Origin of the sequence: Chloracidobacterium sp. (genome assembly GCA_025057975.1) — a bacterium.
Classification (GTDB): domain Bacteria; phylum Acidobacteriota; class Blastocatellia; order Chloracidobacteriales; family Chloracidobacteriaceae; genus Chloracidobacterium.
Genome location: JANWUV010000004.1, coordinates 15,266 through 40,613, shown reverse-complemented (window position 1 = coordinate 40,613; position 25,348 = coordinate 15,266). Strand labels below are relative to the sequence as shown.

The 25,348-nt window shown below is 61.1% G+C and carries 26 protein-coding genes; 9 read left to right on the top strand and 17 right to left on the bottom strand.

The genetic code is table 11. The features are described from left to right. Position 1: 1 nt before the first annotated feature. From NZ585_04425 to NZ585_04410, 4 genes are all read right to left on the bottom strand, one after another. Positions 2-781 (bottom strand): SDR family oxidoreductase, encoded by a 780-nt coding sequence (locus NZ585_04425; GenBank protein MCS7079282.1) that lies wholly within the window; start codon positions 779-781, stop codon positions 2-4. A gap of 62 nt (positions 782-843) precedes the next feature. After that, on the bottom strand, positions 844-2,466 hold the full coding sequence (locus NZ585_04420) for a right-handed parallel beta-helix repeat-containing protein (protein ID MCS7079281.1): 1,623 nt from the start codon (positions 2,464-2,466) through the stop codon (positions 844-846). Continuing rightward, positions 2,447-3,094: a nucleotidyltransferase family protein gene (locus NZ585_04415; protein MCS7079280.1), complete on the bottom strand. Its 648-nt coding sequence runs from the start codon at positions 3,092-3,094 to the stop codon at positions 2,447-2,449. The genes NZ585_04420 and NZ585_04415 overlap by 20 nt, the downstream gene beginning before the upstream one ends. Continuing rightward, the gene (locus tag NZ585_04410) at positions 3,091-4,347 is read right to left on the bottom strand and encodes an XdhC family protein (protein ID MCS7079279.1); all 1,257 of its coding nucleotides are present in this window, start codon (positions 4,345-4,347) and stop codon (positions 3,091-3,093) included. The genes NZ585_04415 and NZ585_04410 overlap by 4 nt, the downstream gene beginning before the upstream one ends. An 82-nt stretch (positions 4,348-4,429) precedes the next feature. On the opposite strand from NZ585_04410, the gene NZ585_04405 reads away from it, so the two are divergent. From NZ585_04405 to NZ585_04370, 8 genes are all read left to right on the top strand, one after another. After that, positions 4,430-5,587, top strand: a complete 1,158-nt coding sequence (locus tag NZ585_04405; protein ID MCS7079278.1) for a hypothetical protein — start codon at positions 4,430-4,432, stop codon at positions 5,585-5,587. Positions 5,588-5,819: 232 nt separating this feature from the next. Continuing rightward, on the top strand, positions 5,820-6,287 hold the full coding sequence (locus NZ585_04400) for a hypothetical protein (GenBank protein ID MCS7079277.1): 468 nt from the start codon (positions 5,820-5,822) through the stop codon (positions 6,285-6,287). A 44-nt stretch (positions 6,288-6,331) separates the two neighbouring features. Then, positions 6,332-6,532, top strand: coding sequence for a peroxiredoxin family protein (locus NZ585_04395; protein MCS7079276.1), 201 nt, complete (start codon positions 6,332-6,334; stop codon positions 6,530-6,532). Positions 6,533-6,550: 18 nt separating this feature from the next. Next, positions 6,551-6,856 carry a peroxiredoxin family protein gene (locus NZ585_04390; GenBank protein MCS7079275.1) on the top strand — a complete coding sequence of 102 codons (306 nt, stop codon included), beginning with the start codon at positions 6,551-6,553 and terminating at the stop codon, positions 6,854-6,856. Between the two features lie 76 nt (positions 6,857-6,932). Next, positions 6,933-8,159 carry a hypothetical protein gene (locus tag NZ585_04385; GenBank protein MCS7079274.1) on the top strand — a complete coding sequence of 409 codons (1,227 nt, stop codon included), beginning with the start codon at positions 6,933-6,935 and terminating at the stop codon, positions 8,157-8,159. 8 nt (positions 8,160-8,167) lie between these two features. Next, positions 8,168-9,181, top strand: a complete 1,014-nt coding sequence (locus tag NZ585_04380; GenBank protein MCS7079273.1) for an RluA family pseudouridine synthase — start codon at positions 8,168-8,170, stop codon at positions 9,179-9,181. 153 nt (positions 9,182-9,334) lie between these two features. Further along, positions 9,335-10,837 carry an aldehyde dehydrogenase family protein gene (locus NZ585_04375; GenBank protein MCS7079272.1) on the top strand — a complete coding sequence of 501 codons (1,503 nt, stop codon included), beginning with the start codon at positions 9,335-9,337 and terminating at the stop codon, positions 10,835-10,837. A gap of 81 nt (positions 10,838-10,918) precedes the next feature. Further along, positions 10,919-11,770, top strand: coding sequence for an SDR family oxidoreductase (locus tag NZ585_04370; GenBank protein ID MCS7079271.1), 852 nt, complete (start codon positions 10,919-10,921; stop codon positions 11,768-11,770). A gap of 103 nt (positions 11,771-11,873) precedes the next feature. Here NZ585_04370 and NZ585_04365 read toward each other — a convergent pair whose 3' ends face one another. Together NZ585_04365 and NZ585_04360 are read right to left on the bottom strand one after the other, a co-directional pair. Then, on the bottom strand, positions 11,874-12,386 hold the full coding sequence (locus NZ585_04365) for a CBS domain-containing protein (GenBank protein ID MCS7079270.1): 513 nt from the start codon (positions 12,384-12,386) through the stop codon (positions 11,874-11,876). Positions 12,387-12,643: 257 nt separating this feature from the next. Then, positions 12,644-13,606, bottom strand: coding sequence for an efflux RND transporter permease subunit (locus NZ585_04360; protein MCS7079269.1), 963 nt, complete (start codon positions 13,604-13,606; stop codon positions 12,644-12,646). A 49-nt stretch (positions 13,607-13,655) separates the two neighbouring features. Between NZ585_04360 and NZ585_04355 the strand changes: the two genes are divergently transcribed. Continuing rightward, positions 13,656-15,488 carry a hypothetical protein gene (locus NZ585_04355; protein ID MCS7079268.1) on the top strand — a complete coding sequence of 611 codons (1,833 nt, stop codon included), beginning with the start codon at positions 13,656-13,658 and terminating at the stop codon, positions 15,486-15,488. A 6-nt stretch (positions 15,489-15,494) separates the two neighbouring features. Here NZ585_04355 and NZ585_04350 read toward each other — a convergent pair whose 3' ends face one another. From NZ585_04350 to NZ585_04300, 11 genes are all read right to left on the bottom strand, one after another. Further along, positions 15,495-16,823, bottom strand: coding sequence for an efflux RND transporter periplasmic adaptor subunit (locus tag NZ585_04350; GenBank protein MCS7079267.1), 1,329 nt, complete (start codon positions 16,821-16,823; stop codon positions 15,495-15,497). 8 nt (positions 16,824-16,831) lie between these two features. Next, on the bottom strand, positions 16,832-17,473 hold the full coding sequence (locus NZ585_04345; protein ID MCS7079266.1) for a TetR/AcrR family transcriptional regulator: 642 nt from the start codon (positions 17,471-17,473) through the stop codon (positions 16,832-16,834). A 60-nt stretch (positions 17,474-17,533) separates the two neighbouring features. After that, a complete protein-coding gene (locus tag NZ585_04340) occupies positions 17,534-18,454 on the bottom strand; it encodes a dihydroorotate dehydrogenase (protein MCS7079265.1) in 921 nt (306 codons plus the stop codon). Beyond that, positions 18,451-19,794, bottom strand: coding sequence for an ATP-dependent 6-phosphofructokinase (locus tag NZ585_04335; protein ID MCS7079264.1), 1,344 nt, complete (start codon positions 19,792-19,794; stop codon positions 18,451-18,453). The genes NZ585_04340 and NZ585_04335 overlap by 4 nt, the downstream gene beginning before the upstream one ends. Next, on the bottom strand, positions 19,791-20,735 hold the full coding sequence (locus tag NZ585_04330) for an rRNA pseudouridine synthase (GenBank protein ID MCS7079263.1): 945 nt from the start codon (positions 20,733-20,735) through the stop codon (positions 19,791-19,793). The genes NZ585_04335 and NZ585_04330 overlap by 4 nt, the downstream gene beginning before the upstream one ends. 6 nt (positions 20,736-20,741) lie before the next feature. Then, positions 20,742-21,320: an acyl-CoA thioesterase gene (locus NZ585_04325; GenBank protein ID MCS7079262.1), complete on the bottom strand. Its 579-nt coding sequence runs from the start codon at positions 21,318-21,320 to the stop codon at positions 20,742-20,744. A 99-nt stretch (positions 21,321-21,419) separates the two neighbouring features. Further along, positions 21,420-21,953, bottom strand: coding sequence for an SMC-Scp complex subunit ScpB (gene scpB, locus NZ585_04320; GenBank protein ID MCS7079261.1), 534 nt, complete (start codon positions 21,951-21,953; stop codon positions 21,420-21,422). Next, positions 21,950-22,741, bottom strand: coding sequence for a segregation/condensation protein A (locus NZ585_04315; GenBank protein ID MCS7079260.1), 792 nt, complete (start codon positions 22,739-22,741; stop codon positions 21,950-21,952). The genes scpB and NZ585_04315 overlap by 4 nt, the downstream gene beginning before the upstream one ends. Before the next feature lie 37 nt (positions 22,742-22,778). Beyond that, positions 22,779-23,489 (bottom strand): site-2 protease family protein, encoded by a 711-nt coding sequence (locus NZ585_04310; GenBank protein MCS7079259.1) that lies wholly within the window; start codon positions 23,487-23,489, stop codon positions 22,779-22,781. Positions 23,490-23,513: 24 nt separating this feature from the next. After that, positions 23,514-24,548, bottom strand: coding sequence for a gluconolaconase (locus tag NZ585_04305; protein MCS7079258.1), 1,035 nt, complete (start codon positions 24,546-24,548; stop codon positions 23,514-23,516). Positions 24,549-24,581: 33 nt separating this feature from the next. Then, positions 24,582-25,139: a hypothetical protein gene (locus NZ585_04300; protein ID MCS7079257.1), complete on the bottom strand. Its 558-nt coding sequence runs from the start codon at positions 25,137-25,139 to the stop codon at positions 24,582-24,584. Positions 25,140-25,348: the final 209 nt, after the last annotated feature.

The following is a 25,348-nucleotide window of genomic DNA, read 5'->3' as shown; positions in this document are numbered from 1 at the left end:
CCTACAGCACCCGTTGAATCAGCGCCCCGCCGTCAATCGTCAGTACTTGGCCCGTCATATACGACGCCTTGTCCGAGGCCAAAAACAATGCGGCGAAACCAATCTCGTCCGGCTCACCGATGCGCGGAATGGGCTGCGTTGTCCCTAGTCGTTGCATGAGGGCTTCGTTCTTCCAAAAAAACTCACTGAAGTCGGTGCGGACTAGACCCGGCGCAAGCGCATTGACGCGCACGCCGTACGGGCTGAACTCCTGCGCCCAGTTGCGCGTCATCATCAGCAGACCGGCCTTGGTAAAACTGTAGAGCAACCCCTGATACTGCGGTTGCATGCCAGAGATGGATACCACGTTGATAATCGCCCCGCCCGTCCCGCGCTCAATCATTTTGGGAACAGTCAGTCGGATGAGCCGCAGCGCCGACTTCACGTTGACATCTACCATCTTGTCAAGCATCTCGTCGGTCACATCGAGCGACGGCCCTTGCCCAATGTTCGTGGCGCTGTTGTTGACCAGGATATCCACTGGGCCAAACGTGCTTTCCGTCTCCGCCACAAGGTTTTCTATGTCTTCCTTGCGCCCGACGTTGCAGGCGACGCAGTGAATGCGTCCCGGCGCGTCGGCGAGTTCGGCCGCCGTCGCCTTCAACACATCGAGCTTGCGGCTGGCGATGACGACATTTGCTCCGGCTGCGACAAAGTGTTTCGTAATGGATTTACCGATGCCGCGTCCGCCGCCAGTAACGATGGCGACTTTGCCGGCTAAGGAAATTTCGTTGAGAGCCATAGGGTATGCGGGCGGCCCTGCCCGTCTTGGATCCAAAGTCAGCGCGTCGGCGCAGCGCTATTTCAGCGCGGTTCGACTGACGGCGCAACCTGCACATTACCAAACATCGCCCGGCCGTTGCGTTCCAAGACGCAGCGGTCCAGCCAAGCTGCGGCGTTCCCCAGCGCGTGGACGCCGGTTTGCCGGTTGCCTACAAAACGGCTGTCACGTGCCATGAGTCGAGCTTGGTTGTCCAGCCGTACGCCGTCGCCGGCCTGATCGGCGATGTCACACTCGACCAGCTCAACCTGCGCGCCGGCAGTCGCGGTCAGTCCGTGGCCGCCGCCGCTGTGGACACGGCTGCGTCGCAGCGTTAGCCGCGCCGCATGGCCGCTGACCATGACGCCGTCGGCCTGAGCAGCGGTGATTCGGCAGTCTTCCAGCGTCAGCGCCCCCCCATCGAGGTGAACAGCTGGATGTTCTGTACTGCGCAACGTCAACCCGCGAACGACCTGCGAGCCAAGCCGCTGGCGCAGGCACGGCCCGGCGTCGCTTTCCAGCACGACGCTGTCCGGTGGTCCGTCGGCGACGATTTCAATGTTTCTGGTCAGCGTGACGGTTTCACGGTAGATGCCCGGCCGCACCAGAATACGGGCGTCGATGCGGGCGGCGTTCACAGCGGCGGTGATGGTGGAAAAATCACCGCCGCTTGGCGCGACGACGGTTTCCCGCGCCGTCATGCGCCACTGGTCTTTGCCTTCAAAATGCCGAATGGTCAGCCAAACGCCGCTAAGCATGAGCAGGCTGATAAGCGCAATGCCAACAAGCGCCCACCGTCCGGTGTGGTGCGGCGGCAGTGCGACTGGTTCTACGGGCAGTGACCGCCATGAGCCGGACGACCGACGCGCGGCGTCCTGCGTCAGCTCATCGGCGCAGGCGGCGAGTTCTTCGCGCATGGCTTCGGCTGAGGCGTAGCACCGCCGTTCATGGCGTTCGAGCGCATGCGCGACAATGTGCCGCAGACGCGCCGGAACCGTCCCCGGCAAGGGATCGGGGCAGAGCGTCCGAATCGCCAGCCGCAGTTCGGCCGGGTCATGGTGCGGAAAAGGCAGGTCGCCGCTCAACAACTCGAACAGGATGACGCCCGCCGCCCAGAGGTCGTCGCGCGGCGTCGGTGGGTTTTCCAGCGCCCACGGCGAGGTGTAAGCCAAAGCGCCGGCCGGACGCGGACGCTCCGTCATAAGGCCGTAGCCGCGCACGCTGACTTGACCTGCTTCCAACCCGACGCTTCGGGGCGTCAGCGCGCCGTGGACAACATGGTGGTCGTGAAGAAACTGGAGCGCCGCCAGCAGGGCTTGTCCATAGGCAACGACTTCGGGCGGCTCAAGGGGGCAGGGCAGGTCGGCCAGCGTACTGGGAACGTACGGCGTCACAAGAAAGGTCTGCTCACCTAAGGAGACGACATCCAGTACCGGGGCGACGTGGGGATGGGGCGGCAGCTTAGCCAACGCAAAGGCTGTCCGAGTCAGCGGACTGGTCGCTGGCGTCGCGTAAAACACATCCAGCCGGACGATGACGTGATCCGCCAAACTCTGCGCACGCCACGCGGCGTCGCCGATGTCGGCGGCCAACGGCGCTTCGAGTCGGTAACCGCCGATGACCAGTCCGGGCTGGAGAGACGCCGGGTTAGGTGTTGGTTGGGCCATGCCAAAGCGCAGAGAGGCGGTTGAGCGCCGCCCTGTAATCTTCTTCGGTGTCAATGTCGCATGCGCCGTCGGGGAAGGACAACGTCGCCACTTCCCCCTGATACGCCGCCAAGTAGCGCCGTGCGCCGACCTCGCCGTGCGCCGTCGCCAATCGCGCCCGCCAAACGTAGCGGAACAGGGCTGGAACACCAACCGTCCCAGCGTAGGCGCAGGCGGCCGCCGTGGCGCTGGGATGGGCCTCTAACAGACGCCGTAGCGCTAAAAGTTGTTTGGCTGAAACCAGTGGTTGATCAGGGGTCAGGACAAAAAACAGGGCTTGGGGAGGCCAGTCGGTTGGCAACGCCGCGACGCCGCAGCGCAGGGAACCACCTAGCCCATCCCTCCAGTCCGGGTTGTGGACAAGCGTGACCGTCAAACCCGCCAACTCCGCACAGTATGGCTCGGCGTGACAACCGAGGACGACAATGATTGGGTCAGCCTGTACCTGCCGCGCCAAGCGTACGGCACGGCGCAGCAGCGATTCGCCGGCAATCGGCAGCAGGAGTTTGGGCCGCCCGCCCATCCGCCGCGCTGCACCAGCCGCCAACAGCACAGCTGCACAAGGGAACGCCGTTGCGGATGGGGTCATGGCGATGTGGGGATCGGTTCGTGAATGGGCGTCGGCCGGTCGCGCAAAGCCATTCCGCTGCGCCGCCGCGTGACGGCTAGGATTTCCGCGACGATGGCTGTCGCAATCTCGGCTGGGGTCTCTGCGCCTAAGTCGAGGCCGACCGGAAAACGCCAGTCGGCGACAACCTGATCAGGAACGGCGACGCCCTCCTCCGCCAGTTCCTTGAGGATACGCGCCGTTCGGCGGCGCGGTCCCAGCAGCCCGACATAGCGTGGCTGGATGGCCGCCAGACGGCGGACGATGGCCTTGTCGCTTGGGTAGTGGTGCGTCATCACAACGACGCAATCCGTCGCCTTCACCGGCAGTTCATCAGGGGTTTTCAGCGTCAGGACTTGCCGGGCGGTGGGGAAGCGTTCCGACGCAGCAAGAGCAGGTCGCCAGTCGGCGACAGTGACGCGCCAGCCGAGTTGGGTGGCCATTTGCGCGAGCGGGATGGCGTCGTCGCCTGCGCCAAAAATCACCAACTGAAGCGGCGGCGGTAGGAATTCAATGAACGCCTCCAGGCTGCCGCTTGCCGACCGAAAGGTTGTCTGGCGCGAGCGGCGCTCGGTCAAGCATGTTTGCAACTCGACCTGCAGATGCCGCAGCCAGTCGGCCTCTTCCGCCAAGCCGCCTTCCGCCTGTGGTGTAGCGGCTATACGCAACAGTCGGAAGCCGCACCATCCGGCTAACTCACCCGCGGCGCGGAAGACGTGCGCCAGCGCAGCGTCTTCGCCCGTTGCGGCGGCCAGCGCCAACAGGTCAAGTGGGTGATGGCGGGTGTCGGGATGAAACGGCTCGACGTAAATGAGCGTCTCGCTTTCACAGCCGAGGCCGACGCCCCACGTCGCATCGGCGGCGACATCGCGCGTATCATACGTCACCAGTTGCGGCCTCTCGGTCAGGATCACCGCCTGCGCCCGTTTGATCAGGTCCTGTTCGAGGCAGCCGCCGCTGACGTTGCCGGCCGTTTCGCCGGTTTCAGTAATGAGCATCCGCGCGCCGGGCCGCCGGTAGGCGGAACCGCTGACGCTCACCACCGTGGCAAGCGCCGTCCGGCGCCCGGCTGAGGTGAAGCGATGGAGTGCGGCAAGCAGCGCGTCAAGTTCGTTCATCGTGGTATAAATCCGCCGCGCTTCACCCGGCGAAGAGAAATCCGCTGGAACGCGGGCGTGGAATTGTTCGTGCTTAGTAACATCCGTGGGCTGAGTACGCCAAGGTTTGTGAACCATGTTGGGTTGATCATGCCCCGGAACCTTTCGGGGGCGGCGACGACTACGGCTTGTAGAGTGTAGCCCGCAGAGAGGATTCGTCATGCCGTCTTTGCCGGAGGAAACCAAGCTCGACCACCCGCTTTACGGCGAGTTTGAGGACTACCTCGATGGTGTTTTGCCTGCTGCGCGTCGGCGGGAGGTGGAAGACTTGCTGGCGCGTTCAGCCGTTGCGCGCGCTGCGCTGGAAGAGTTGCGGACGGCGCGGGCTTGGCTGCACGGGACGGACTGGGAAGTGCCGGAGCCAGCGGAATGGCCGTCGGCCGAGGCGATTTTGGCGCGCGCCGGCCGGCGTCCGGCGGCGGCAGGTTCGGCGGTCAAGCGGTGGTGGTCGGATTGGCGGGCGAGTTGGCGCTTTGCCTTTCGGTCGCCGGCCTGGGCGCTTGGGGCGGCGGCCTGTCTGGCGTTGCTTGTCGGTGGAAGTTTGTGGTGGATGTTTCGTCCGTCGGCGTCCGACGAAGTGGCGCAATCAAGGCGGCCACAACCGCCAGCGCGGGTGGAACCGGCCGGCGGCCCGGTCGCACCTGCCGCTCCCGCCGCCCCACCCTCAGCCGAGCGTACGCCGGTTGAGCGCGCGCCGAATGACACTCCAAAGAGGAAGGATGCGCCCGAAAAACCACGAGTGGATGCAGCGCAACCGACACCGGCGGCGGTCGCCCCCGAAGCCCCTTTGGAACGTACATCCCGTCCGCCGGCTGTACTCGGCCAAGCTGAACCCGCTCCATCGCCAGCGGCTGCGCCGTCATCGGCTGGCGTGGCGGAAGGGATGCGGCTGCGCACCGGACGTGATCTCGCCCGTCAGAGTAAGTCGCCGGCTTCCGCGCCGGCCGGCGCATCCAGCGCGCTACCGGAAGCTCACAAGGAAGACCAGGAAGAAGCGGCTGACGCTTACGCCCCTGCTGCGCCGCACGCTTGGAAACCCGATGAATCCGCCGCTGCCCGCGCAGGTTCTTCGTCCGCTGAGGCTGAAAACACTGCGCCAGTGACGTTGCGGCTAGTCGTCGCGGATCGGGCACGTGCTATAGGGCAGGCGACCGCCGTCGCTCGCGCGTTTGGCGGTACGGTGCGGGTCGGCGGCGAGCGCGTGGTGGTTGTTGTTCCAGCGGCGCGGGTGACGGAATGTGCGGCGCAGATTCGCGCGCGCGTCTCGACAGCGGTGGAAGGATGGGTGTTGGAAATTACGGTGCGTGCGCGCGAGTAGTCCTATGCAGGTCGCTCGCAAGCGTTGGAGCGGTTTCCGAGAAGGTTCACGCGCAACATCCACTTGGCAGGCCGCGAACATTGGCTGCGACGCCTCGCCGCCGCCGTCGCTAACCGGCATGGGAGCCGCTTTGCCTGGCCGTAGACACCTTTTCATCGGCCGCCGTGCTTGCGCTATAGTGCCGACCAGTCAGCAAGGTGGATTCCCAAAACAAGAAAAGAGGCTATGTTGCATGGCCACGCACGAAGACGCCCATCTCATCCTAAAGCTGTACGAACTCCGCCGCGAGCCGGTGATGCGCGAAGCGCGTGATTTTGTCGCCTTCAAGTTCTTTCCCGAATCCGCCCAAGACATCAAAGACCTGCTTTTCGACAAGCGCAATCCTGTTCACGGTGCGTACTGGCGGCAGGTGACAACTTACTGGGACATGGCGGCGGCGTTGGTCAACCACGGCGCGCTAGATGAGGCGCTGTTTTTTGACGCCAATACGGAGTGCTTCGCTGTCTTCGCCAAACTGGAGCCGTTTTTGCCGGAGCTGCGCGAGCTGTTCGGCCCGTGGTACATGGTCAATTTGGAAAAGCTCATCCGGCGCTACCCCAACTACGGCGAGCGTCTGGCAAGCCTGCGGACACGGCTCAAAATGTACGGCGAAGCTTACAAAGACAAAAAAACCCGTGGCTTTAAGCCGGAAGAAATCTGATAAAACCGCCGCGCCGGTCGAAGCCGCGGCCTTGAGGACGAACGATGAACATTGCCAAGATTCTGGAATTGCCGTTCAAGGGCAACTTTATTCCCTATCCAAGTCGGTCGCAGGTTGCAGTCGGGACTGTGGCCCCTGACTTTACCCTGCCGGACGTTGCAGGGCAGCCGTTTACGTTGTCGGCAGTCGCGCCGCGTTGGTGTCTGCTTTACCTGACGCGCATTGTGGATCGCGGCTTCATCTGACCATTCTGCTATCCGCGACTGGTCGAGTTGCGTGAACGATATGCGGAATTTCAAGCCAAGGGGGCGGAAGTGGTGGTCGTCAGCACCACGGATGTCGCCACGTCAAAGCTGATTGCCGAAGACTTGGCGTTGCCTTACCCGTTTCTGAGCGACCCGGACTGGACGGTGTTCAAGAGGTACGGCACGGGTGCGGCGCTGGGTGTTCCCTTACCGGCGCAGTTTTTGATTGACGGCGGCGGTTGTGTCGTTGAACGTTACCTCTGCGATTTTGTGCCGAATCATCCGCCGCTTGACGCGACACTGGCGCGCATACCGGCTTGCTGAGTGAGGGGTCCTTTCACCGTCGCTGCTCCGCCCGCACTCAGCATAGCGCGTGTTGGATGCGGAGGCGGTCCTGGTCATGAAGGCTTGTCCAAAGTGCGAAACTCTATGGGATGACGGCAAGCGGTTTTGTCCCTACCACGGTCTGCCGCTGACGCCAGCGCTGGAACTGGCGGCTGCGCCGCCTGCCGCTGCGCCTGTGGACGCGGAACTGACCGTCAAGATGAGCGAAGAGGAGCAGGCGCGACTGTTTGCGCCGCAGCTTCCGGCGGTGGAAAGCGCGCCGGTGAGCGAACCGGTACCGTCGGCTTGGGCAGCCCCCGCTATCGAAGACCCACCGACCCTGAAATCACTGAGGCGGGCGCCGGACGCCGCACCGCTCAGCCCGCCGCCCACCGAACTGGACACCTTCATTCCGCCGACGGTAGTGGTAGCGCCGTCGGCGTCTCCACCAGCGGACATCTTCATTCCACCAACGGTGGTGGTGACGCCGGCTGCGACGGAAGCCGTCGCTCCATCCTCGCCGGTGGACGCCTCCATCCCGTCATCGCCCGCTACGGTGACATCCGGCGCCTCCCAAGAGGGGCTGTCGCCGGTGACAACGGTCGTGTCGTCCCCGGCGACATCACGCTTCGACCCTTCGGCGACCGTGGTTTCACCAGGACCGGCTGGCGCGGTTAGCCCGCGTCTCCCGTCGCCGCCGGCGTCGGCACCTAATGATGATGTCGGGTTCATTCTTGATTTGGGCGAAAAAAGCAGTACTCGCCTGCCGGCGCCGACCAAAAATGAACCTGCGCTGTCTAATCCTCCGGGGCGCAACCTGACGCCCTCGGCCGTGCCGTCGCTCGTTCCGCCGCCATCGCCGACCGTCAAACGGTTGACGGCGGTGCAGTATTTCAAGCTGTTCAATGAGCGCAAAAAGATCATCCAGCAGTTTGTGCAGGGACTGGATCCGAGGAAGGTCAAGGTCACGGAAGAACACAGCAATCAAGAAGACTACCTGATGCACCGTTATGACCTTGCTTTTCGCTCGTTGGGCATGGCGCGGACGTTCCCCGTGGTCATCATCTTGCGGCGCAAGCCGGTCTATGACCTGATTACCTCGGTGGATTTGTACGAAATCGCCGAATCCCCACTACTGCGGGAGGAACGCACCAAAAGCCTCGGCGGCGAGTGTAAGCCGACGCCCAACGGTACGGTTTATTATCTGTCGTACGGCAACGACCTCCCCACGGAACAACTTGGCGAGTGGTTGACCAAGACGTTTCAGGCGATTACGGCCCTGCTGCCAGGCGCAAGTCTGTAAGTTGCTCGATGGACAACCGCGCTGCGCTTGACACCGACGCACTCCAGGTTCCGCCGGCGGCGGCCGGTCTGCGGCTCGACGTGTTTCTGGCCGAACGGCTGAATGTTAGTCGGTCCCGCATTCAGCGGGCTATCGCCGATGGCGAAGTACGAGTCAATGGACGCCTGGCGCGCGCCAGCTATCGGGTTGTGGCGGGCGACGATATTGACGCCGACATTCCGGCGCCAGTGACGACTGACCTTCAGCCAGAGGACTTGCCGCTGACGATTTTATTTGAGGACGAAGCTGTCATCGTGATTGACAAGCCAGCCGGTCAGGTCGTTCACCCGGCGGCCGGTGTCGGCGGAGGGACGCTCGCCAATGCGCTAGCATTTCACTTTGGCGGTCGGCTTCCGGGCGGCGTGGCGTTCCGTCCGGGGATTGTTCATCGCCTTGACCGGGATACTTCCGGCGTCATAGTTGTGGCAAAAACTGACGCGGCGCTCGAACACTTGGCCGGACAGTTTCGTGCGCGAACCGTGGAGAAACGTTACGTGGCGCTGGTTCACGGCGATGTCGTCGGTGCGGGCGTTATTGACGCGCCCATTGCTCGCGACCGCAACAACCGTCTCAAAATGACCGTTGACCCGGCCGGACGACCAGCGCGGTCGCGTTATACCGTCCTGCGACGGTTGGGCGTGGTTACGTTGCTTGACGTCCAAATTGAAACTGGGCGGACACACCAGATTCGCGTGCATTGCGCGCACATTCGGCATCCGGTGATCGGCGACCCGTTATACGGACAGGGACGCGACCAGCAACTGCGTGACGCAGCGCAGCGGCGGGCGGTGATGGGCCTTGGACGGCAGTTTCTCCATGCCGCGCAGCTTGCCTTTGTTCATCCGGTGTCGGGACGACCGATGCGGTTCACTTCCCCGCTCCCGTCCGACCTGCAAGCGTGTCTCAGCGTTTTCACGGGCTCAAAACACAGCACTGAAGTGATTGAGGAGTGTGGCGATAACCGACGCCCGGCGACGCCATGACGCAACTGTAACGCTGCAATGCGCCGCGTTATGAGTGACTCCGTGCTCGTGTTTGGGGCCTTTGCAAGCCAGCTGGGACAGTGTAAGGTTTCGTACCCTGTCGTTCCATCCTCCATCCATCCCCCTGGAACTAACGAGCAAGGAGCATTGTGTATGAGTGCACCGGCCACAGCGACATACGAAGTCGCCCCCGAAGTCAAGTCGTTCGTCGCCCAAACGCGCCGCCTGCTAATTGACGGCCAGTGGGTTGAAGCCAAGCGCGGGCAAGTCTTCAAGGTCTATAACCCGGCGAACGGCGAAGTTATTGCGCATGTCGCCGAAGGCAACGCCGAAGATATTGACTTGGCGGTGAAGGCCGCGCGCCGCGCGTTTGAGGAAGGGCCGTGGCGCAAAATGACGCCCTCAGAGCGCGGACGGCTGCTGTGGAAGCTGGCCGATCTGGTCGAACAGCATCTGGAAGAGTTCGCCCAACTGGAGACCCTCGACAACGGCAAACCGCTGACGGTCTCACGCGCCGCCGACGTACCGTTGGCCGTGGATTTATTCCGCTACATGGCCGGTTGGGCTACCAAGATTGAAGGCGAGACGATCCCACTTTCCGTCCCCGGCGGGCAATATCTGGCGTACACCCTGCGCGAACCGGTCGGCGTTGTTGGGCAGATCATTCCGTGGAACTTTCCGTTGCTGATGGCGGCATGGAAGTTGGGGCCGGCGCTGGCGACCGGTTGCACGGTGGTGCTCAAGCCAGCGGAGGAAACGCCACTGTCGGCGCTGCGGCTGGGCGAACTGATTCTAGAGGCCGGTTTCCCGCCGGGCGTGGTCAACATCGTACCTGGGTATGGTGAAACGGCCGGCGCGGCGCTGGCGGCGCATCCCGATGTGGACAAGGTGGCGTTTACCGGCTCAACCGAAGTCGGCAAGCTCATCGTGCAGGCAGCCGCGGGCAACCTCAAAAAGGTCACGCTTGAGCTGGGCGGCAAATCGCCCAACATTGTTTTCAAAGACGCCGATTTGTCGGTCGCCATTGAAGGCGCGGCCAACGCAATATTCTTCAACCATGGACAGTGTTGTGTAGCCGGTTCGCGGCTTTTTGTCGAAGACGACATTTTCGACGATGTAGTGGCGGGCGTCAGCGAAATCGCTAAGCGAATCCGCGTTGGCGAGGGCTTTGACCCGGCGACGCAGATGGGGCCGCTTGTGTCGGAAACGCAGCTCCGGCGCGTGATGGGCTACATTGACGCCGGTCTCAAAGACGGCGCCAAAGCTGTAGTCGGCGGTTCGCAAATTGGCGAGAAGGGCTACTTTGTCGCGCCGACGGTGCTAACCGACGTAACCGACGATATGAAGGTCTGTCAGGAGGAAATCTTTGGCCCGGTTGTCGCGGCGATGAAGTTCTCGGACATTCGTGAAGTTAGCGCGCGCGCCAACAACACAATCTATGGTCTTGGCGCCGGCATTTGGACGCGCGACATCAGCAAGGCTCATGCGTTAGCGGCGGAAATCAAAGCCGGGACAGTATGGATCAACTGCTACAACGTTTTTGACGCTGCGCTGCCTTTTGGGGGCTATAAGCAGTCTGGCTGGGGCCGCGAGATGGGCGGCGCAGTGCTCGACGCCTACACCCAGACCAAATCGGTTTGCGTCAGGCTGGGGTAGTCGGGCTGGCGCATGTTGTCTTTGGACTGCTTCCGGGACGCGCCTGTGAGCGCGTCCCTTTGGTTTGGATGAGGTTTTGCGATGTTTGAAAAAGGCTTTTTGGCGGGCAAAGTGATCTTGGTGACAGGCGGCGGCACGGGTTTGGGACGCGCCATGGCGCTGCGGTTCGCTGAACTGGGGGCGCGCATCGCTGTTTTAGGGCGGCGTCCTGAGCCGTTGGCGGAGGTTGTGCAGACGATTGAAAGCAGCGGCGGGGAAGCCTTGGCTGTGACGGCTGACGTACGCGATGCGGCGCGCGTCAACACTGCCGTCGAGGAGGTTGTGACGCGCTTTGGCGCGGTCCATGTCTTGGTCAACAACGCCGCCGGCAACTTCTTGGCGCCGACTGAAACGCTGTCACCCAACGCCTTCAATGCAGTCGTTGGGATTGTGCTCAACGGGACGTTTCACTGTACGTCGGCCGTCGGCAAACACATGATTGCGCAGGGGAACGGCGGCTGCATTCTTAACATCGTCGCCACATACGCTTGGACGGGCGCGGCCTACGTCGTGCCGTCCGTCTGCGCCAAAGCCGGCGTTCTGGCGATGACGCGGGCGCTGGCCGTCGAATGGGGTCGCTGGCGGATTCGGGTGAACGCCATTGCGCCAGGGCCGTTTCCAACCGAGGGTGCCTGGTCGCGGTTGATGTTGCCGGGGATGGAAGAGGAAGGAAAACGGCGCAATCCGACCGGGAGGTTCGGCGAGCCGGCCGAGTTGGCCAATCTGGCGGCGTACTTGGTCAGCGATGCGGCGAGTTATATCAACGGTGAGTGCGTCACGATAGACGGCGGCGAATGGCTAATGGGACAGTCCTTCAATGCCCTGACGCTGCTGCCGCCCGACCAACTGCGGGCAATGATGGAGGCGTTACGTCCCCGGAAGCCAGCTTCCTAAGACCTATCCACTGCTGGCTGGGAGAGTAGGCAAAGAACCATCGCCCGATTCGTGTGGGCTGTGGTACTGGCTCTCCGCGCCGCTGGCTGATTTCGGATCGGCGCTATGAGAGCGCGTGCTGACAGAGGTATTTGAAAATGCCCTTCGATGAGAGAAAGCCAATTGGCTTTTCTTCGTCGTCCACAATCGGGATGTGCCGGTACTTGTGCATCGCCATCAGGTTGAGGGCCTTGGCGAGCGTATCCCCGTGTCGTACCACGCCTGGATTGGGCGTCATAATTACGTCCACCGGCGTCGCTTCCAGTTCCGTAATGCGATTGGCGACCTTGTAGAGCATATCCCGTTCGGTGACGATGCCAACCAGCTTTCCGTTGCGCGTCACCATCGCACATCCAAACCGCTTCTCCTGCATGGCGCGCAGCGTAGCGGCGATGGACGTACCGACTTCAACCGTAATTGGCGGGTAGGGAAACAAATGCTCAATCGTATCTTCAGCGAGCGTCTGTTGAATCGGGAGCTCCGGCTCGCCGATTTCAACGGCTGTCAAGTCCGAACCGCATGCTTCGCAGATTTCTGCGCCGGGCAGGTTTTCAAAACCACAGGCAGGACACTTCATCGCTAGCCCTCCTCAAACGTTGGGACGGTAGACCAAACACACCACATTGGCGACGCGCAGGGCGGCCACAGTACCACAGAGCCAACGCACCGTCACCACCGAAACTCCTCTGACGCCGCTATCCACACTGAATGCGCCAATGGCCGAATGTTAGGAAATGACGAGCGCTGCCATGAGCGTTACCCAACCGCCGCAGGAAAACAAAACGGCTGGGCAGTCCAGCGAGCCACCCTCAATTTGGATGTGTTCTGACATCATCAACAGTCGCTTCTGCAAAAAACTGGCTTGTCGCCGACCTCGGTCAGGGTTACATCCGGCGGCAGGTTCGCGCGAATGTCGGCTAGTTTTAGCGCCGCCAGCGCCACGGCGTTGCCGCCGGCGCGCTTTGACACCTGCACGATGACCGCCGAACGCCCATCCAGCGCAGTGATGGTCCGAGGCGACTGTGCGGCGTCTTCGATTTGCGCTACGTCGCTCAGGTAGATAGGATCGGCGTTACGGTAGGCGATTGGCAGTTGGTACAGTGAGGCGGCGTCGTTCAGCTTGCCCGGCGTGCGGAGCGCGGTCACGCGCGCGCCCTGCTCCAGTGTTCCGGCGGGGGCGTCCTGATTCCGGCGCTGGACGGCGGACGCGATTTCAGCCGGCGTCAGCGCGTACGCCCGCAGGCGCAGCGGGTCAAGCATGACGCGGATTTCGCGCCGCGCGCCCCCCAGCAGCGAGACTCGCCCGACGCCGTCAAGCGTCTCAAGTTGTTCCTTGACGCTGCGACGCGCGATGCGCGTCGTTTCAACGAGCGGGCACGGCGATGCCACCGCCAACCGAATGACCGGCGCGGCGTTGGTTTCAAACTTCTGGACGGTCGGCGGCTCGATGGTTCGGGGCAGCTCCGGGATGACGAGGTTGACTTTGTCCCTGACTTCTTGCGCGGCAACGTCAAAGTCTTTGTTGAGCGAAAACTGAATGTTGACCTGCGAAATGCCTTCCACCGACGAGGAGCGGATTTCCTTGACGCCGCTGATGGCTTTAACCGCCGCCTCAACTTTTTCGGTAATGTCGCGCTCGATGTCCGCTGCCGAAGCGCCGGGATTGGCGACCACAACCGTGACTACCGGAAAATCAACATTGGGAAATTGGTCTACACCCAGCGTCGTATAGCCAAAAAACCGGCGACAGTAATCGCCATAATCAGCATGGTGGCGAAAACCGGGCGTTGAATACAAATTTCAGCTAAACGTTGCATGCATTATCTTCAGGACTCTTAAGAATCATATGCTACTCTGTTTTATCGTCTGGCTCTTCATTTTCATTCTTGGATCGCTGTACGGCATAGCCGCTATTTCGGTTTTTCTAACAAAAAGCGAGTCTATTGAGTTTTTCAAAAGACAGCCGTTCGTATCCAGCTTTCTTGGGGTTGTCATCATAGCCGATATAGCCTTGACATGTTCAGTTTTTATGCCGCTTAGATTTTATCACATCATTGCGTTTATGATATTCATCGGAGTTTATTTTGGATCGTTCTTTCCTAAGGATAAACTGTATCTGCTGCTTTATTCCGTATTAGGAAACCTGAAATACATAGTTATCTCTTCAGTCATTTCATTTTTCGTCATCAATGTTCCATATAGCAATCTCTCCGATATGGCAATTTATCATGTTCAAATTGCCAAGTACCTACACGACTACGGTTTGGTGAAGGGTCTTGCATTTGTCTTACTCCAACTAGGTCATCAGTCGGCTTGGTTTGCTTTACCTCCATTGTTTGAAGATTTTCTTAGGATTCACTCAAGTTTGATTGTAGGAGGTTTTTCGGTTTTCATCTCGTTCTGTCAGTTGCTGAGGAGTTTGTCGGTTTTACTTGAAGATCCAAGTGAGCTGTGCTTAGCTTCGTACTTCTTACTGACCATTCCGAACATACACGTACACATCGAAGTCACGGCGGTCGAGATGGCGCTCAATGTCCTGATCGGGATGACCGTCTTCTGTGTCATGAAGTACTTCGACAATCCGTCAAAGGATACACCCGCTGCGACCGAGGCGGCGTCAGGTTGCCCTTTTCTCTGGTCGGCGCTGCTTCTTGGCATTGGCTCGCTGGGCTTGAAACTCACTGGAGCGCCAATTTTTCTACTCGGTGTTTACTTACTGGTTAAGTCTTACCGCTTTCACACGGCTGGTCATTACCTTAAGCTTGGCTTTATTTCCGTCCTACTGGTTATGCCGAGAATGATAGCCGGAATCATCACTTCCGGTTGTCCGTTTTACCCATCCAGCTTCCTGCATATTTCCGTTCCTTGGTACATTGGCACGGATGTCTCTCAAGAATTGGTTCAGCACATTATTGATTACGGTCGCTGGGACACTCTAAACCTTCCAGCATACCGCACGGATACCAACTGGATTCTACCTTGGCTTCGGCGTTACACAGGTAAATCTGCACTTTACTTAACATACATCTTCACAGCGACACTTTTTATTGCGGTCGTTGTCCATCAGAGGAAATTTCTCAGAGCATACTCCGCGCTGTTTGCCGTAACAATGTTCGCCTTCCTCGGTGTGCTGTACGCATTTCTAACAGCGCCTGCACCGCGATTTATTTTGTTCTACTTTTCAGGTCTTGTCATGGTCGTCCATTTTGCCTTATCCAAGATGGGCGTCAAGCAGTCCTTGCTTACAATCATTGCCTCATCTTCATTTTCCGACTTGACAAATGGGAGCACCAAACTTGCTCTGACGCAATTCGTTTTACTCGTACTTTTGGCCGTTCTTGATATTGGATTCCGGAGTCGTTATACCAATCTGCTTCTGATCCTTACATACGCAAGCAAAGTCATCATCTTCATCACTTACTACATATGTTTTAGCCTGTTCTATTGTCACCACCCCAGTCTTTTTATTGTACCGGACACTTCCTCATTGGTTCGTCGCTTTGAAATGGTGAACATCAACGGCATCATTTTCCATCAACCCGTCAACTCAACCTGTGGTTACGGACCGTTGCCCTGTTACTCAGGTAATCTATCGTTTGCTCCTCCACTGACCGAAATAGAGCTGATTGACAAAGAAAAAGGCTTTGCCGGTGGATTGAGGAGAAGGAAAAGGCCGTAGTCGTTCCTAATCCGCTGGAATAACATTTTCTCCGTCCCGTATCTTTTCCAAATTTGAGACAACGATCTTTTCTCCTTCTTTGAGTCCCTGCCGAACAAACACTTCGTTTTCAACGGTTTCATCCGTCTGGACGAGGCGCAGGCAGGCACGGTTGTTCTCGACGACATAGACCGCCGCTGTGCCTAGTATGGCGTGCTGGAAAACGGCGGTGCGTGGAATCAGGAGGCGCAGTGACGCTTCATCCAGCAGCAAGCGCGCCGTGACAAACATGCCCGGACGCAATTTTCGCTCCGGGTTGGGCGCGGCGACCTCAACCGCCAGCCGACGGGCGGCCGCGTCCACGAGAGGGCGGATGGCTGTCACCTTCCCGCGAATCACGAACCCCGGATGGGCGTCCGTAGCGGCTTCCACCTCTTGTCCGCGACGAACTTTGGCGGCGTCCGTCTCCGGCAGCCGGAGTTCCAGCTTGAGCTGATCCAGCGCGACCAATTCGACCGCCGGGCGATCCGGCGTCGCGTATTCGCCGACATTGACGAACCGCTCGGCGACATAACCGGCGAACGGCGCGCGAACGGTCATGTCGTCCACAGCCCTTTCCGCCAAGGCGACCGCCGCCCGCGCATCAGCCACGCGCGCGGCGGCCGCACGCAAGCCGATGTATTCCGCCTGAAGCCCACGGAGCGTCGCTTCATACCGACGACGCGCGGCGCGCAAAACCGCCTGCGTTTTTTCGGCGTTGGCGCGGGCTTCATCAAGCATGGCGCGGGTGATGTTGTCGTTGCGGGCGAGGCGTTCGTAGCGGCTGAGGGTCGCCGCTGCAAGCTGCGCGTCGGCTTCAGCCGCCGTGAGGTCGGCTTGCGCCGCTTCCGCTTCGGGAAGCCTTTGAGGATCGAAAGCGCCTTGCTCAAGGCTGAATCGCGCCCGCAGTTGGGCGTCGGCGGCTTCCGCTTGGGCAAGCGCCGCCCGCGCCTGCTCCAGCCGTTGGTGCGCCTCGCGGTCGTCGAGTCGCGCCAAGACGCTCCCCGCCTCGACAAACGCGCCGGTCGTCACCGGCGTCTCCACCACGCGCCCCGGCGCATTCGGCGCTACGGCGGCGCGGCGGGCCGCTGTGACCGTCCCCGCCGCCGCGATGAACTGCGGACGACGCCGGACGGCGACGGCGACCGTCTTCACTGGAACCGGCCCGGAAGCCGCCGCCGTCGCCTCAGCGGTTTTGACCGCCGACCGACACCCTGCCGCCGTCCACAACGGGAGCGTCAGGCATGCCAACTGCACCGTCCAGACGGCCGGACGGAGCGCCCGCCACCATCGCTGATGAAACGCAAACCGCGCCATTATCGCCCTCATCCCGCCGAGCCGTCGCGCTGCGCCGAGGCGTCCGCCCCGCATACCGCAAGGTCAATCCAGCGCAGGATCAAATCGCGCACGCGCCGCCGCGTCTCACCGGTCGGCGGCGCCAAACCAAAACCTTCCGCAAAGTAAATGCCGTCGGCGGCGAACCGAACCGCCGTCGCCGTCGCGTCATCCAGGCCGTCGGAAATCAGCAACCGATGCCAACGCTCGTACGCCGCGCGAATCAACGCCAGAAGCTCCGGGTTGACCGCCAGCGCAGCGACAAAACCCGCCATGTCACCCTGCGCCAAGCCAAGCGTCAGCATCTCGTCGGGGTCAAAGTCGGCGAAGGACGCCCGGACGTACGCGCGCAGCCACCGCCCCGGTTTGTTCGGTTCGGGGTCGCGGGCGTACTCCAGCGCCGTCGCGCGATCCCATTCGGCGATGAATGTTTCAATGAGCGCCTGAATGAGCGCGTCCTTCGTCGGAAAGTGATACAGCAACCCGCCCTTGCTGACGCCGGCCGCGCGAGCCACCGTTTCAAGGGTCAGCTTGGGCAAGCCGTCGGTCGCCACCACGCGGACGGCGGCGCGCAGCAGTTCATCGCGCGTCGAAGGCGTCACAGCGGCGGCTTTGGCGGTGGGGTTGCGCATGGCGCGCACTGTACCGGCCGGCCGGTATAAAATCAATCTGCCGACCAAACCCGCCGGGCGTCACGTCTGCGGCTTGAACGCTCCCACCAGCGCCGCAATCGTCGTGTCGCGCTCGCGGCAGTAGGTCTCCAGCCCTTCAATGACGTGCAACGCGGCGCACGGCTCGGTGTAGTTAATCGTCCCAAGCTGCACCGCCGTCGCGCCCGCCAGAATAAACTCCAAGGCGTCCATCCAGTTCGTGATCCCGCCCATCCCGATGCGCGGAATGCGTACAACCTGCGACACCTCGTACACCATGCGGACGGCCAGCGGCCGAATCGCCGGCCCTGAAAGCCCGCCCGTCGTGTACGCCAGTCGCGGCCGGTGCGTGTAAACGTCTATCGCCAATCCGACAAACGTATTGACCAGCGAGAGGGCGTCCGCGCCGGCCTGCTCAACCGCACGCGCCACCTCGACAATGCTCGGCGCGTTCGGGGACAACTTCACGATGACCGGCCGCGTCGCCGCGCGCTTCACCGCTTCCGTCACCTGCGCCGCCAAACGTGGATCGTTCCCGAACTGCGTCCCGCCTTCCTTGACGTTCGGGCAGGAAATGTTCAGTTCATACGCCGCCACGCCGTCGGCGTCGTTGAGCACCGTCACGACCTCCAGAAAATCCTCGATGGAAAAGCCGAAGATGTTGGCGATGATATGCGTATCGTAGGCACGCAACGCAGGCAGCTTTTCTGCGACAAACGCCCGCACGCCAATGTTCTGCAACCCAATCGCGTTGAGCATCCCCGCCGGCGTTTCCACAATGCGGGGCGGCGGATTCCCCCGGAGCGGCTGCGGCGAAAGCCCCTTCGTGCAAAAGCCGCCCAACCGCGAAAGGTCGAAAAACGGCAGAAATTCCAGCCCGTAGCCAAACGTGCCGCTCGCCGGAATAACCGGATTCTTGAAGTGTAAACCAGCGAACGTAACAGCCAACGGGTTGTCGCTCATAACGCAGAGGATGGCGGCGGTGTGTTCACCATCAGAGGCGGCTGCCCTGTCGTCGCCAGCACCGAAAGCCACAAACTGCTCTTCGGCGAGAGTTGCTTCCTCTGACTGGTGACCAACGGCATCGGCACATGCACGAACGTCCCATGCCAGTAACCGATGAGCAAATCCGTCTTGCCGGCCATGGCGGCATGTACGGCGTAGCGGGCGAAACGGTCGCTAAGCTGCGCGTCATCGCAGTTGGCGGGGACGCTCCGAATGATGTAGCTCGGATCAATGTACCGGACGTTGGCCTCAATCCGGCGCTCGCGAAAGTACGCCGTAATGCGGTCGCGCAGGTACACGCCGATGTCATGGTGCTTGATGTTCCCCGAAGCGTCCCGTTCCACTGGTAAATCACCGAAAAGATGCTGCCCGGCGCCTTCGGCGACGACTACAACGGCATGGCCGCGGCTGAGGATGCGCCGCTCCAGATGGGCTAGAAAGCCATTCGGCGGTTCGAGATCAAATGGGAGTTCAGGGATCAGCGCGAAGTTGACCTCCTGACTAGCCGTTGTCGCGCCCGCCGCAATGAAACCCGCATTGCGTCCCATCAGCTTGACGATGACCACGCCGTTTGGCGCGCCTTTCGCCTCGGCATGCGCGCCCGCAATGACTTCCCGCGCCTTCTCAACCGCCGTTCCGTAGCCGAACGACCGAAAGACATAGGGGATGTCGTTGTCAATTGTTTTGGGGATGCCAACCACCGCCAGCGGACGGCCGCGTTCGCGGGCGGCGCGCGCAAGAGCCTCTGCGCCCCGCTGCGTTCCGTCGCCGCCGACGCAAAACAACATGTCAATCCCCCGGACAGTCAGCGTGTCGAGCATAACGTCCACCGGCTGCGGCCCGCGCGACGAACCAAGGAACGTCCCGCCTTGTAGATGGATGTTTTCGATCATTTCATGCTTGAGCAGGACGAAGCCGTCGCCGTACGCCGGATTTAAGCCACGGTAGCCGTACCGAACGCCGTACACCTCCGGGACGCCGTAGTTGTACTTGAGCGTCAAAAACACCGACCGAATGACGTTGTTGAGACCCGGACACAAACCGCCGCAGGTCACAATCGCCGCCTTGACCTTGGTTGGGTCGAAAAACAGCCGCTCACGCGGCCCGGCGCGTTCAAAAAACAGGTCGTCCGGGCGGGCGTCAAGGCTGTCCAGCTCGACATGAAAGCGAATCCGAGCGGCGTCCGACATGAACTCGCCGTGGTATTCGCCGACCGCCGCGCCCAGTTGCAGCGGCGACGGGAAACGACATTCACCCAACGACCGGATGACCAAATCTTCAGGCTTCGGCAACGTCATGACGGTCTCCGAACGGCGCGCGCTGCGGCCTTGGATGGGCGCGCCGGCGTCGCGCGGGCGCGTCCGGCGGCCGACTTGGCGACGGCCTGAGCCGACGGCGCAGCAGTAGCCGCGTTGCCGACGGTCGCCGCCAACCGGCGGCGCTGGTGTACTTTGGCTTCACCAGTCGGCTGCGGCTTGCTAAGGGTGCCCGCTGTCACGCGCGGCGCTATTTTGCGGTCTGAGAAAAAGCGGCGCACTTCGGCGGCGGTCAACTCCCGCACTGCGCCGACCGGCAGACCGGCATCCGTCAGGTGGCCAATCGCCACCCGCCGGAGCTTCAGCACCGAATGGCCGATAGCGTCGAACATTTTCCGAATCTGGTTGTTTTTGCCCTCATGTAGGACGAGTTCAAACCAAGCGTTGTTGCCGTCGGTTTGCTCCAGCGGCGTTAGGTGAGCGATCCGGTGGAATTCGCCGTCAATCATCATGCCGCGTCGCAGCCGCTCCAGTTGGTCAGGGCCGGGCGTTCCTTTGACCTTAACGTGATAGACCTTCGGACAGTGCTCCCCGGCCTTGGTCACGCGATAGGTCAGTTCGCCGTCGTTGGTCAGAATCAACAACCCCTCCGTATTGAAATCCAACCGCCCGACCGGATGGACGCGCGGCGCACCCTTCGGCAACAGCGCCGTGACCAGTGGGCGGTTTTGTGGATCGGAGAGGCTAGACAGATACCCCTTCGGCTTGTTGAGGAGGTAATACACCAGTTTGCGCCGCGCCAGTCGAGGGTTGATAAGCTTGCCGCGCACCTTGATGGCATCCTGGTCAGGGTCGGCTTTCGCGCCCAAGGTGTTCACGACCTGTCCGTTGACCGTCACAAGGCCTTCCCGAATCCACGTTTCCGCCTGCCGCCGCGACGCCAAACCGGCCGCCGCGATGATTTTCTGCAATCGTTCCAGCATAGCTCGTTACGCATCTGTAGCCGCCGTGGTCGCCTCTTCCGGGCTTCCCAGCCGTTCAGTGGCATGCCGGGCGCCGGCGTGGGACTCCATGATTTCCTGCATAAATTTCTGCGGATGCTGGCGGATCTCCAAGCTGTGTCGTTCGATTTCCTTGCGATACCGCCGCCGGAGTTGTGCAGCCGCCCACCGCCGCCGGTCGTCATCGTTTTCTAGCGTCACCGGCGGAATCCGCCGCGGCCGCCCCTGCTCGTCCACAGCCACCATTGTGAAGTAGCACGTTATGACATGCCGCGACGTGCGTTTCTGGATGTTTTCTGCCTCCACCCGGATGCCAACCTCCATGGAGGTTGTCCCCGTATAGTTGACCGACGCCCGAAATGTGACCAACTCACCAACGTGAACTGGCTCACGGAAGATCACCTGATCCACGGAAACCGTCACAACGTAGCTGCCGGAGTACCGCGAAGCGCAGGCGTAGGCGACTTGGTCGAGCAATCGCAGCATGGCGCCGCCGTGGACGTGGCCGGAAAAGTTCGCCATATCCGGCGACATCAAGACCGTCATTAACAGTCGTTTTTCAGACATCGCTGACTCCTTCTTTAGGACTCCTGCTCCAGCATCGCCCTCTAATGTCACCCGCGCACGGGACGGGGTTCATCAACCACCGGCAACGCCGCAACGCGCTCATGTTGTCGGGGCGTCCAGCTCCGCTAAATCCTCCAGATTGGGCAGCACGCTCAAGTCCTTGAGGCCGAACTGGATGAGAAACTCCTTCGACGTACCGTACAAGATTGGCCGCCCCACACACTCCTTGCGACCCTTCGGAACGATGAGTTTCCGGTCAAGCAGGGTTTTGATGGCCGATGACGAGCTGACGCCGCGAATTTCAAGGATTTCAGGTACGGTGATGGGTTGCTTATAGGCGATGACGGCCAAGGTTTCCAGCGCGGCCAGCGACAGGCGCGCCGCCGGCCGCGCGCGGTGGTAGCGCCGAACATATTCACTCAATTCAGGGCGCGTCGCCATTTGCCAACCGCCTGCAATCTCACGCAGTTCTAGACCACGGTGTGCATAATCGGCGACCAGCGCCGCCAGCGCCGTCTCGATCATCTCCGGCGAGACTTCAGGCAACAACTCCGTCATCTGCTTGCGCGTCAACGGCTCTTCAGCGACGAAGATCAAGGTCTCCAAAATGGCTTTCAGCGTATCGAGCGTCATAGTGCGACGGGCGTCTCCACGGGAGGCGACAGGCGCTCAAGGTGGATGTCGCCAAACGTTTCCGTCTGAATAAAGCGCACCACCCCTTCGCGGAGCAGTTCCAAGATGGCCAAAAACAGGCAAACCATTTCCCGTTTGCTGCGAGCGGCTTCAAAGAGTCGGGTGGCGTTGAGGCGCGGCTGCGTCTCCAGCAGGGCGCGCAACTCCGCCAACTTGCGCGCCTGCGTCATCGTCTCGTGCGCAATCGCCAGTTCGAGCCGCTGGCGGCGGCGGTCGAGCAGGCGCTTGAAAGTCTCCAACAGATCAAAAACCGTGACGCTGACCTCACCGGCTGGCGACTCCTGGACTGGCCGCGTGTAAACCCCCTGTTCCACCTCATAGCGCGTCCACAACACCTGCGCCGCCGCCCGATACCGCTGGTGCTCCAAAAGCTGCCGCACCAACTCGGCCCGGGGGTCTTCAGCCGCCGCTTCGGTTGTCGCCTCAGCCGTCGCGGGTAAGAGCATCCGTGACTTGATGTGAATGAGCGTCGCCGCCATGACCAGAAACTCCCCGGCGACATCAAAATCCAAGTCGCGGAGCGCCTGAATGTAGGCCAGATACTCCGCTGTGATGCGTGCAATAGGAATGTCGGTGATGTCGAGTTCATGCCGCTTAATGAGATGCAGCAGCAGGTCTAGCGGCCCCTCAAACACCTCCAGCCGGACGTGGTAATCGCCCGGAGCGGCGTCCGGTGACGCCCCGGCGAACAGCGTTTGGGAAACCGGCGGAGTGGTCGGCGACAACATGGCAACTTCGCGGCGGCGCTGGACGGCGCGCCCAGCTTCACAACAAACTGACCAGCAGCCCTAGAAACAGCTTCACGATAGGCCGGTAGATCAGCGCCAGCAGTCCCGTAAACGACGCGATAAGCAGCAGGAGAAAGCCGTACGGGCGCAAGCTTTCGTACGCCTCCATCAGCGGAACACTCACCACGCTCAGCAGACTCGACAGAATATGACTGCCGTCCAGGGGCGGAATGGGGATCATATTGAAGACGGCGAGCAGCAGGTTGATGACGATCATCATCCACAAAAAGGTCAGCACAGGTTCGGCGAACCCAAACAACGCCCCGGCGTCGGACAAATCCGCGCCCATGAAAAAGCCAAATACGTCTTCTCGACTCATGCCGACGCCGACCAGTAGCAGTTTGACCGTCAGCGTTGCGCCCAGCGCCAATAACAGGTTGCTGATGGGACCGGCGGCCGAAACGGTGATGTTCGCTACGACCTTGTTCTTCCAGCGACTAGGATTGACTTCGACCGGCTTTGCCCAGCCGAAAATGAACCCGCCAGTAAGCAAGCCGATTAACGGGAACAAAATCGAACCGATGGGATCAATGTGCGCTCGTGGGTCGAGCGTGACGCGGCCCTGGTAGCGTCCTGTATCGTCGCCGAAGCGTTCGCTTGTCCAAGCGTGGGCGAATTCATGGACGCAAAGCGAAAAAAGAAACGCGACAAAGCCAAGGACGATATTGCCAAGGTGGATGTCCCGCATGCGGCCTCTCTGAAAACGTCAGGGTCAGGCTCGGGTAGGGTTATAGCCAATGACCCCAACCGAAACGCGATAGATTTCGTGATTGGACGCCAAAATCGCCGCGCCCCGGTCGTCAAACGCCAAGCCAACGAGGCGCATACCGGCGATGAACAACTCGGCGTCCTGCGCGTCCGGCGCGATTTTGATTACGCCTCGCAGTCCGTCCATGCTGGCGCAGACGTAAGCGTTGCCGGCTTGGTCGAAGGCCAGCCCTTGCGGGCGGCCTAAACCCACAAACCACGGCTCGACTTTGCCAGTCGGCGTCACACGATAGACCGCCTCGCGCGTCCCGGCTGCAGTCGGGGCGGTGACATAGAGGTTGCCGTCCGGCGAGAAAGCCAAGTGGTAGGCCGCCATGCTCGGCTCTAGTCGCGCGTAGGGCGTCACGTCACCCAATGGCGTCACCCGGTAGATTGTTCCCTGCCGATCGCCGACAAAGAGGTTGCCGGTGCGGTCAATTGCCAGCCCCGTCGCAATTCCTAGATTCTCAGCAAAGGGGACGACCTCGCCGAAGGACGACACCCGGTACAAGACACCGTTGTGACGGCTCGTGATATAAAGCGTCCCATCACGGTCGAAAGCGAGGCCGGTCGGGTTCATGATGTTGTCCAGAAACGGCGTCGCCTTACCGTCCGGCCCAATCCGCCAGACGGAGACCTCGACCTTCTTGCCGCGCGACCCGGAAATCGTGGTGAAAATTGTCCCAGTTTCAGGATCATAGGCAGGGTTGGCGACTGGATGGAGATTGTCCGCCAGAAGTTCGGCGACCAGAAACGGTACGCGGGCGCTGACTTTGCCGGCCGACAGCAGTTGTATACCGGCCAGTCGGTCCCGTTCGCTCAGTTCGCTGGGAACCGTCACCAGAACCCGATCCGGTGAGGCGCTGACGATGCGGGCCGGCGTCTCGCCGAACAATACATCACAGGCCGCATAGTCCGTCGCGTCAAATCCACGGCAATCAATGACGATTAGGCCGCCCGGCACGCCGGCCTGCGGCCGAAGCTGAAGAATTTCAAGCATGGTCTGGCGTTGGAACTAAAGGGACTGGCTTGGTCATGACGGCGAGCGCTGACCGGTCGGCGCGGCCAACCGATCCAGCTCCTTCCGGGCGTCTTTGACCAGATCGCTTTCGGGAAACCGCTCGATGAGTTCGACAAAGTAGCGCCGGGCCTCCGCTTGGTTGGCATTCGCCTCTTCAGTTTTGCGCTGCGCTTCCTGCAGCTGCCGTTGCTTGGACAGGCGTTTCGCCTCTTCTTCCAACAGCCGGCGTTGGCCGAGATGGTATTTGCCAAGCAGGAAGAGAATTTTGTCAAAACGGGTGAACTGCGGATACACCTCGTAAATTTCCGTCAGGCGGTTGATCGAGGCCCGGAAGTTTTTCTGTCGGGCGTAAAACTCAGCAACTTCAATGTTTTTCCGCGCGCGTTTCTCCAACAGCGGATCGCGTGTGCCGAAGTCGCGCGGGTCCTCCGCCGCATCCGGCTCGTCCGTCTCCGGCGGCCGGGTCGGTTGTTGCAGAGACTGAGCACTGGAGGCGGCGGCCGCGTTCGGCGCCGGAGAGGCGACCGGCGACCACAACCAAGCGCATAGAACAATGTAAGCGCCCACCATCAATCACGTCACCCCTGCAAGATTGCCGCGATTTTTCCCCGCAAGCGGCGGTTTCCGGCGACGACTGATCCGCCGACGCACGGCGTGGACACGCCTGACTCAACCGACGACTATACCAATGTCGGGGATGAGCGAAAACCCAGAAGCGGCGGCTTTGGACGCCCGGTTATGACGGCGGGGCGTCCGTGCCCCAGCTGGGCGTTGTCTGA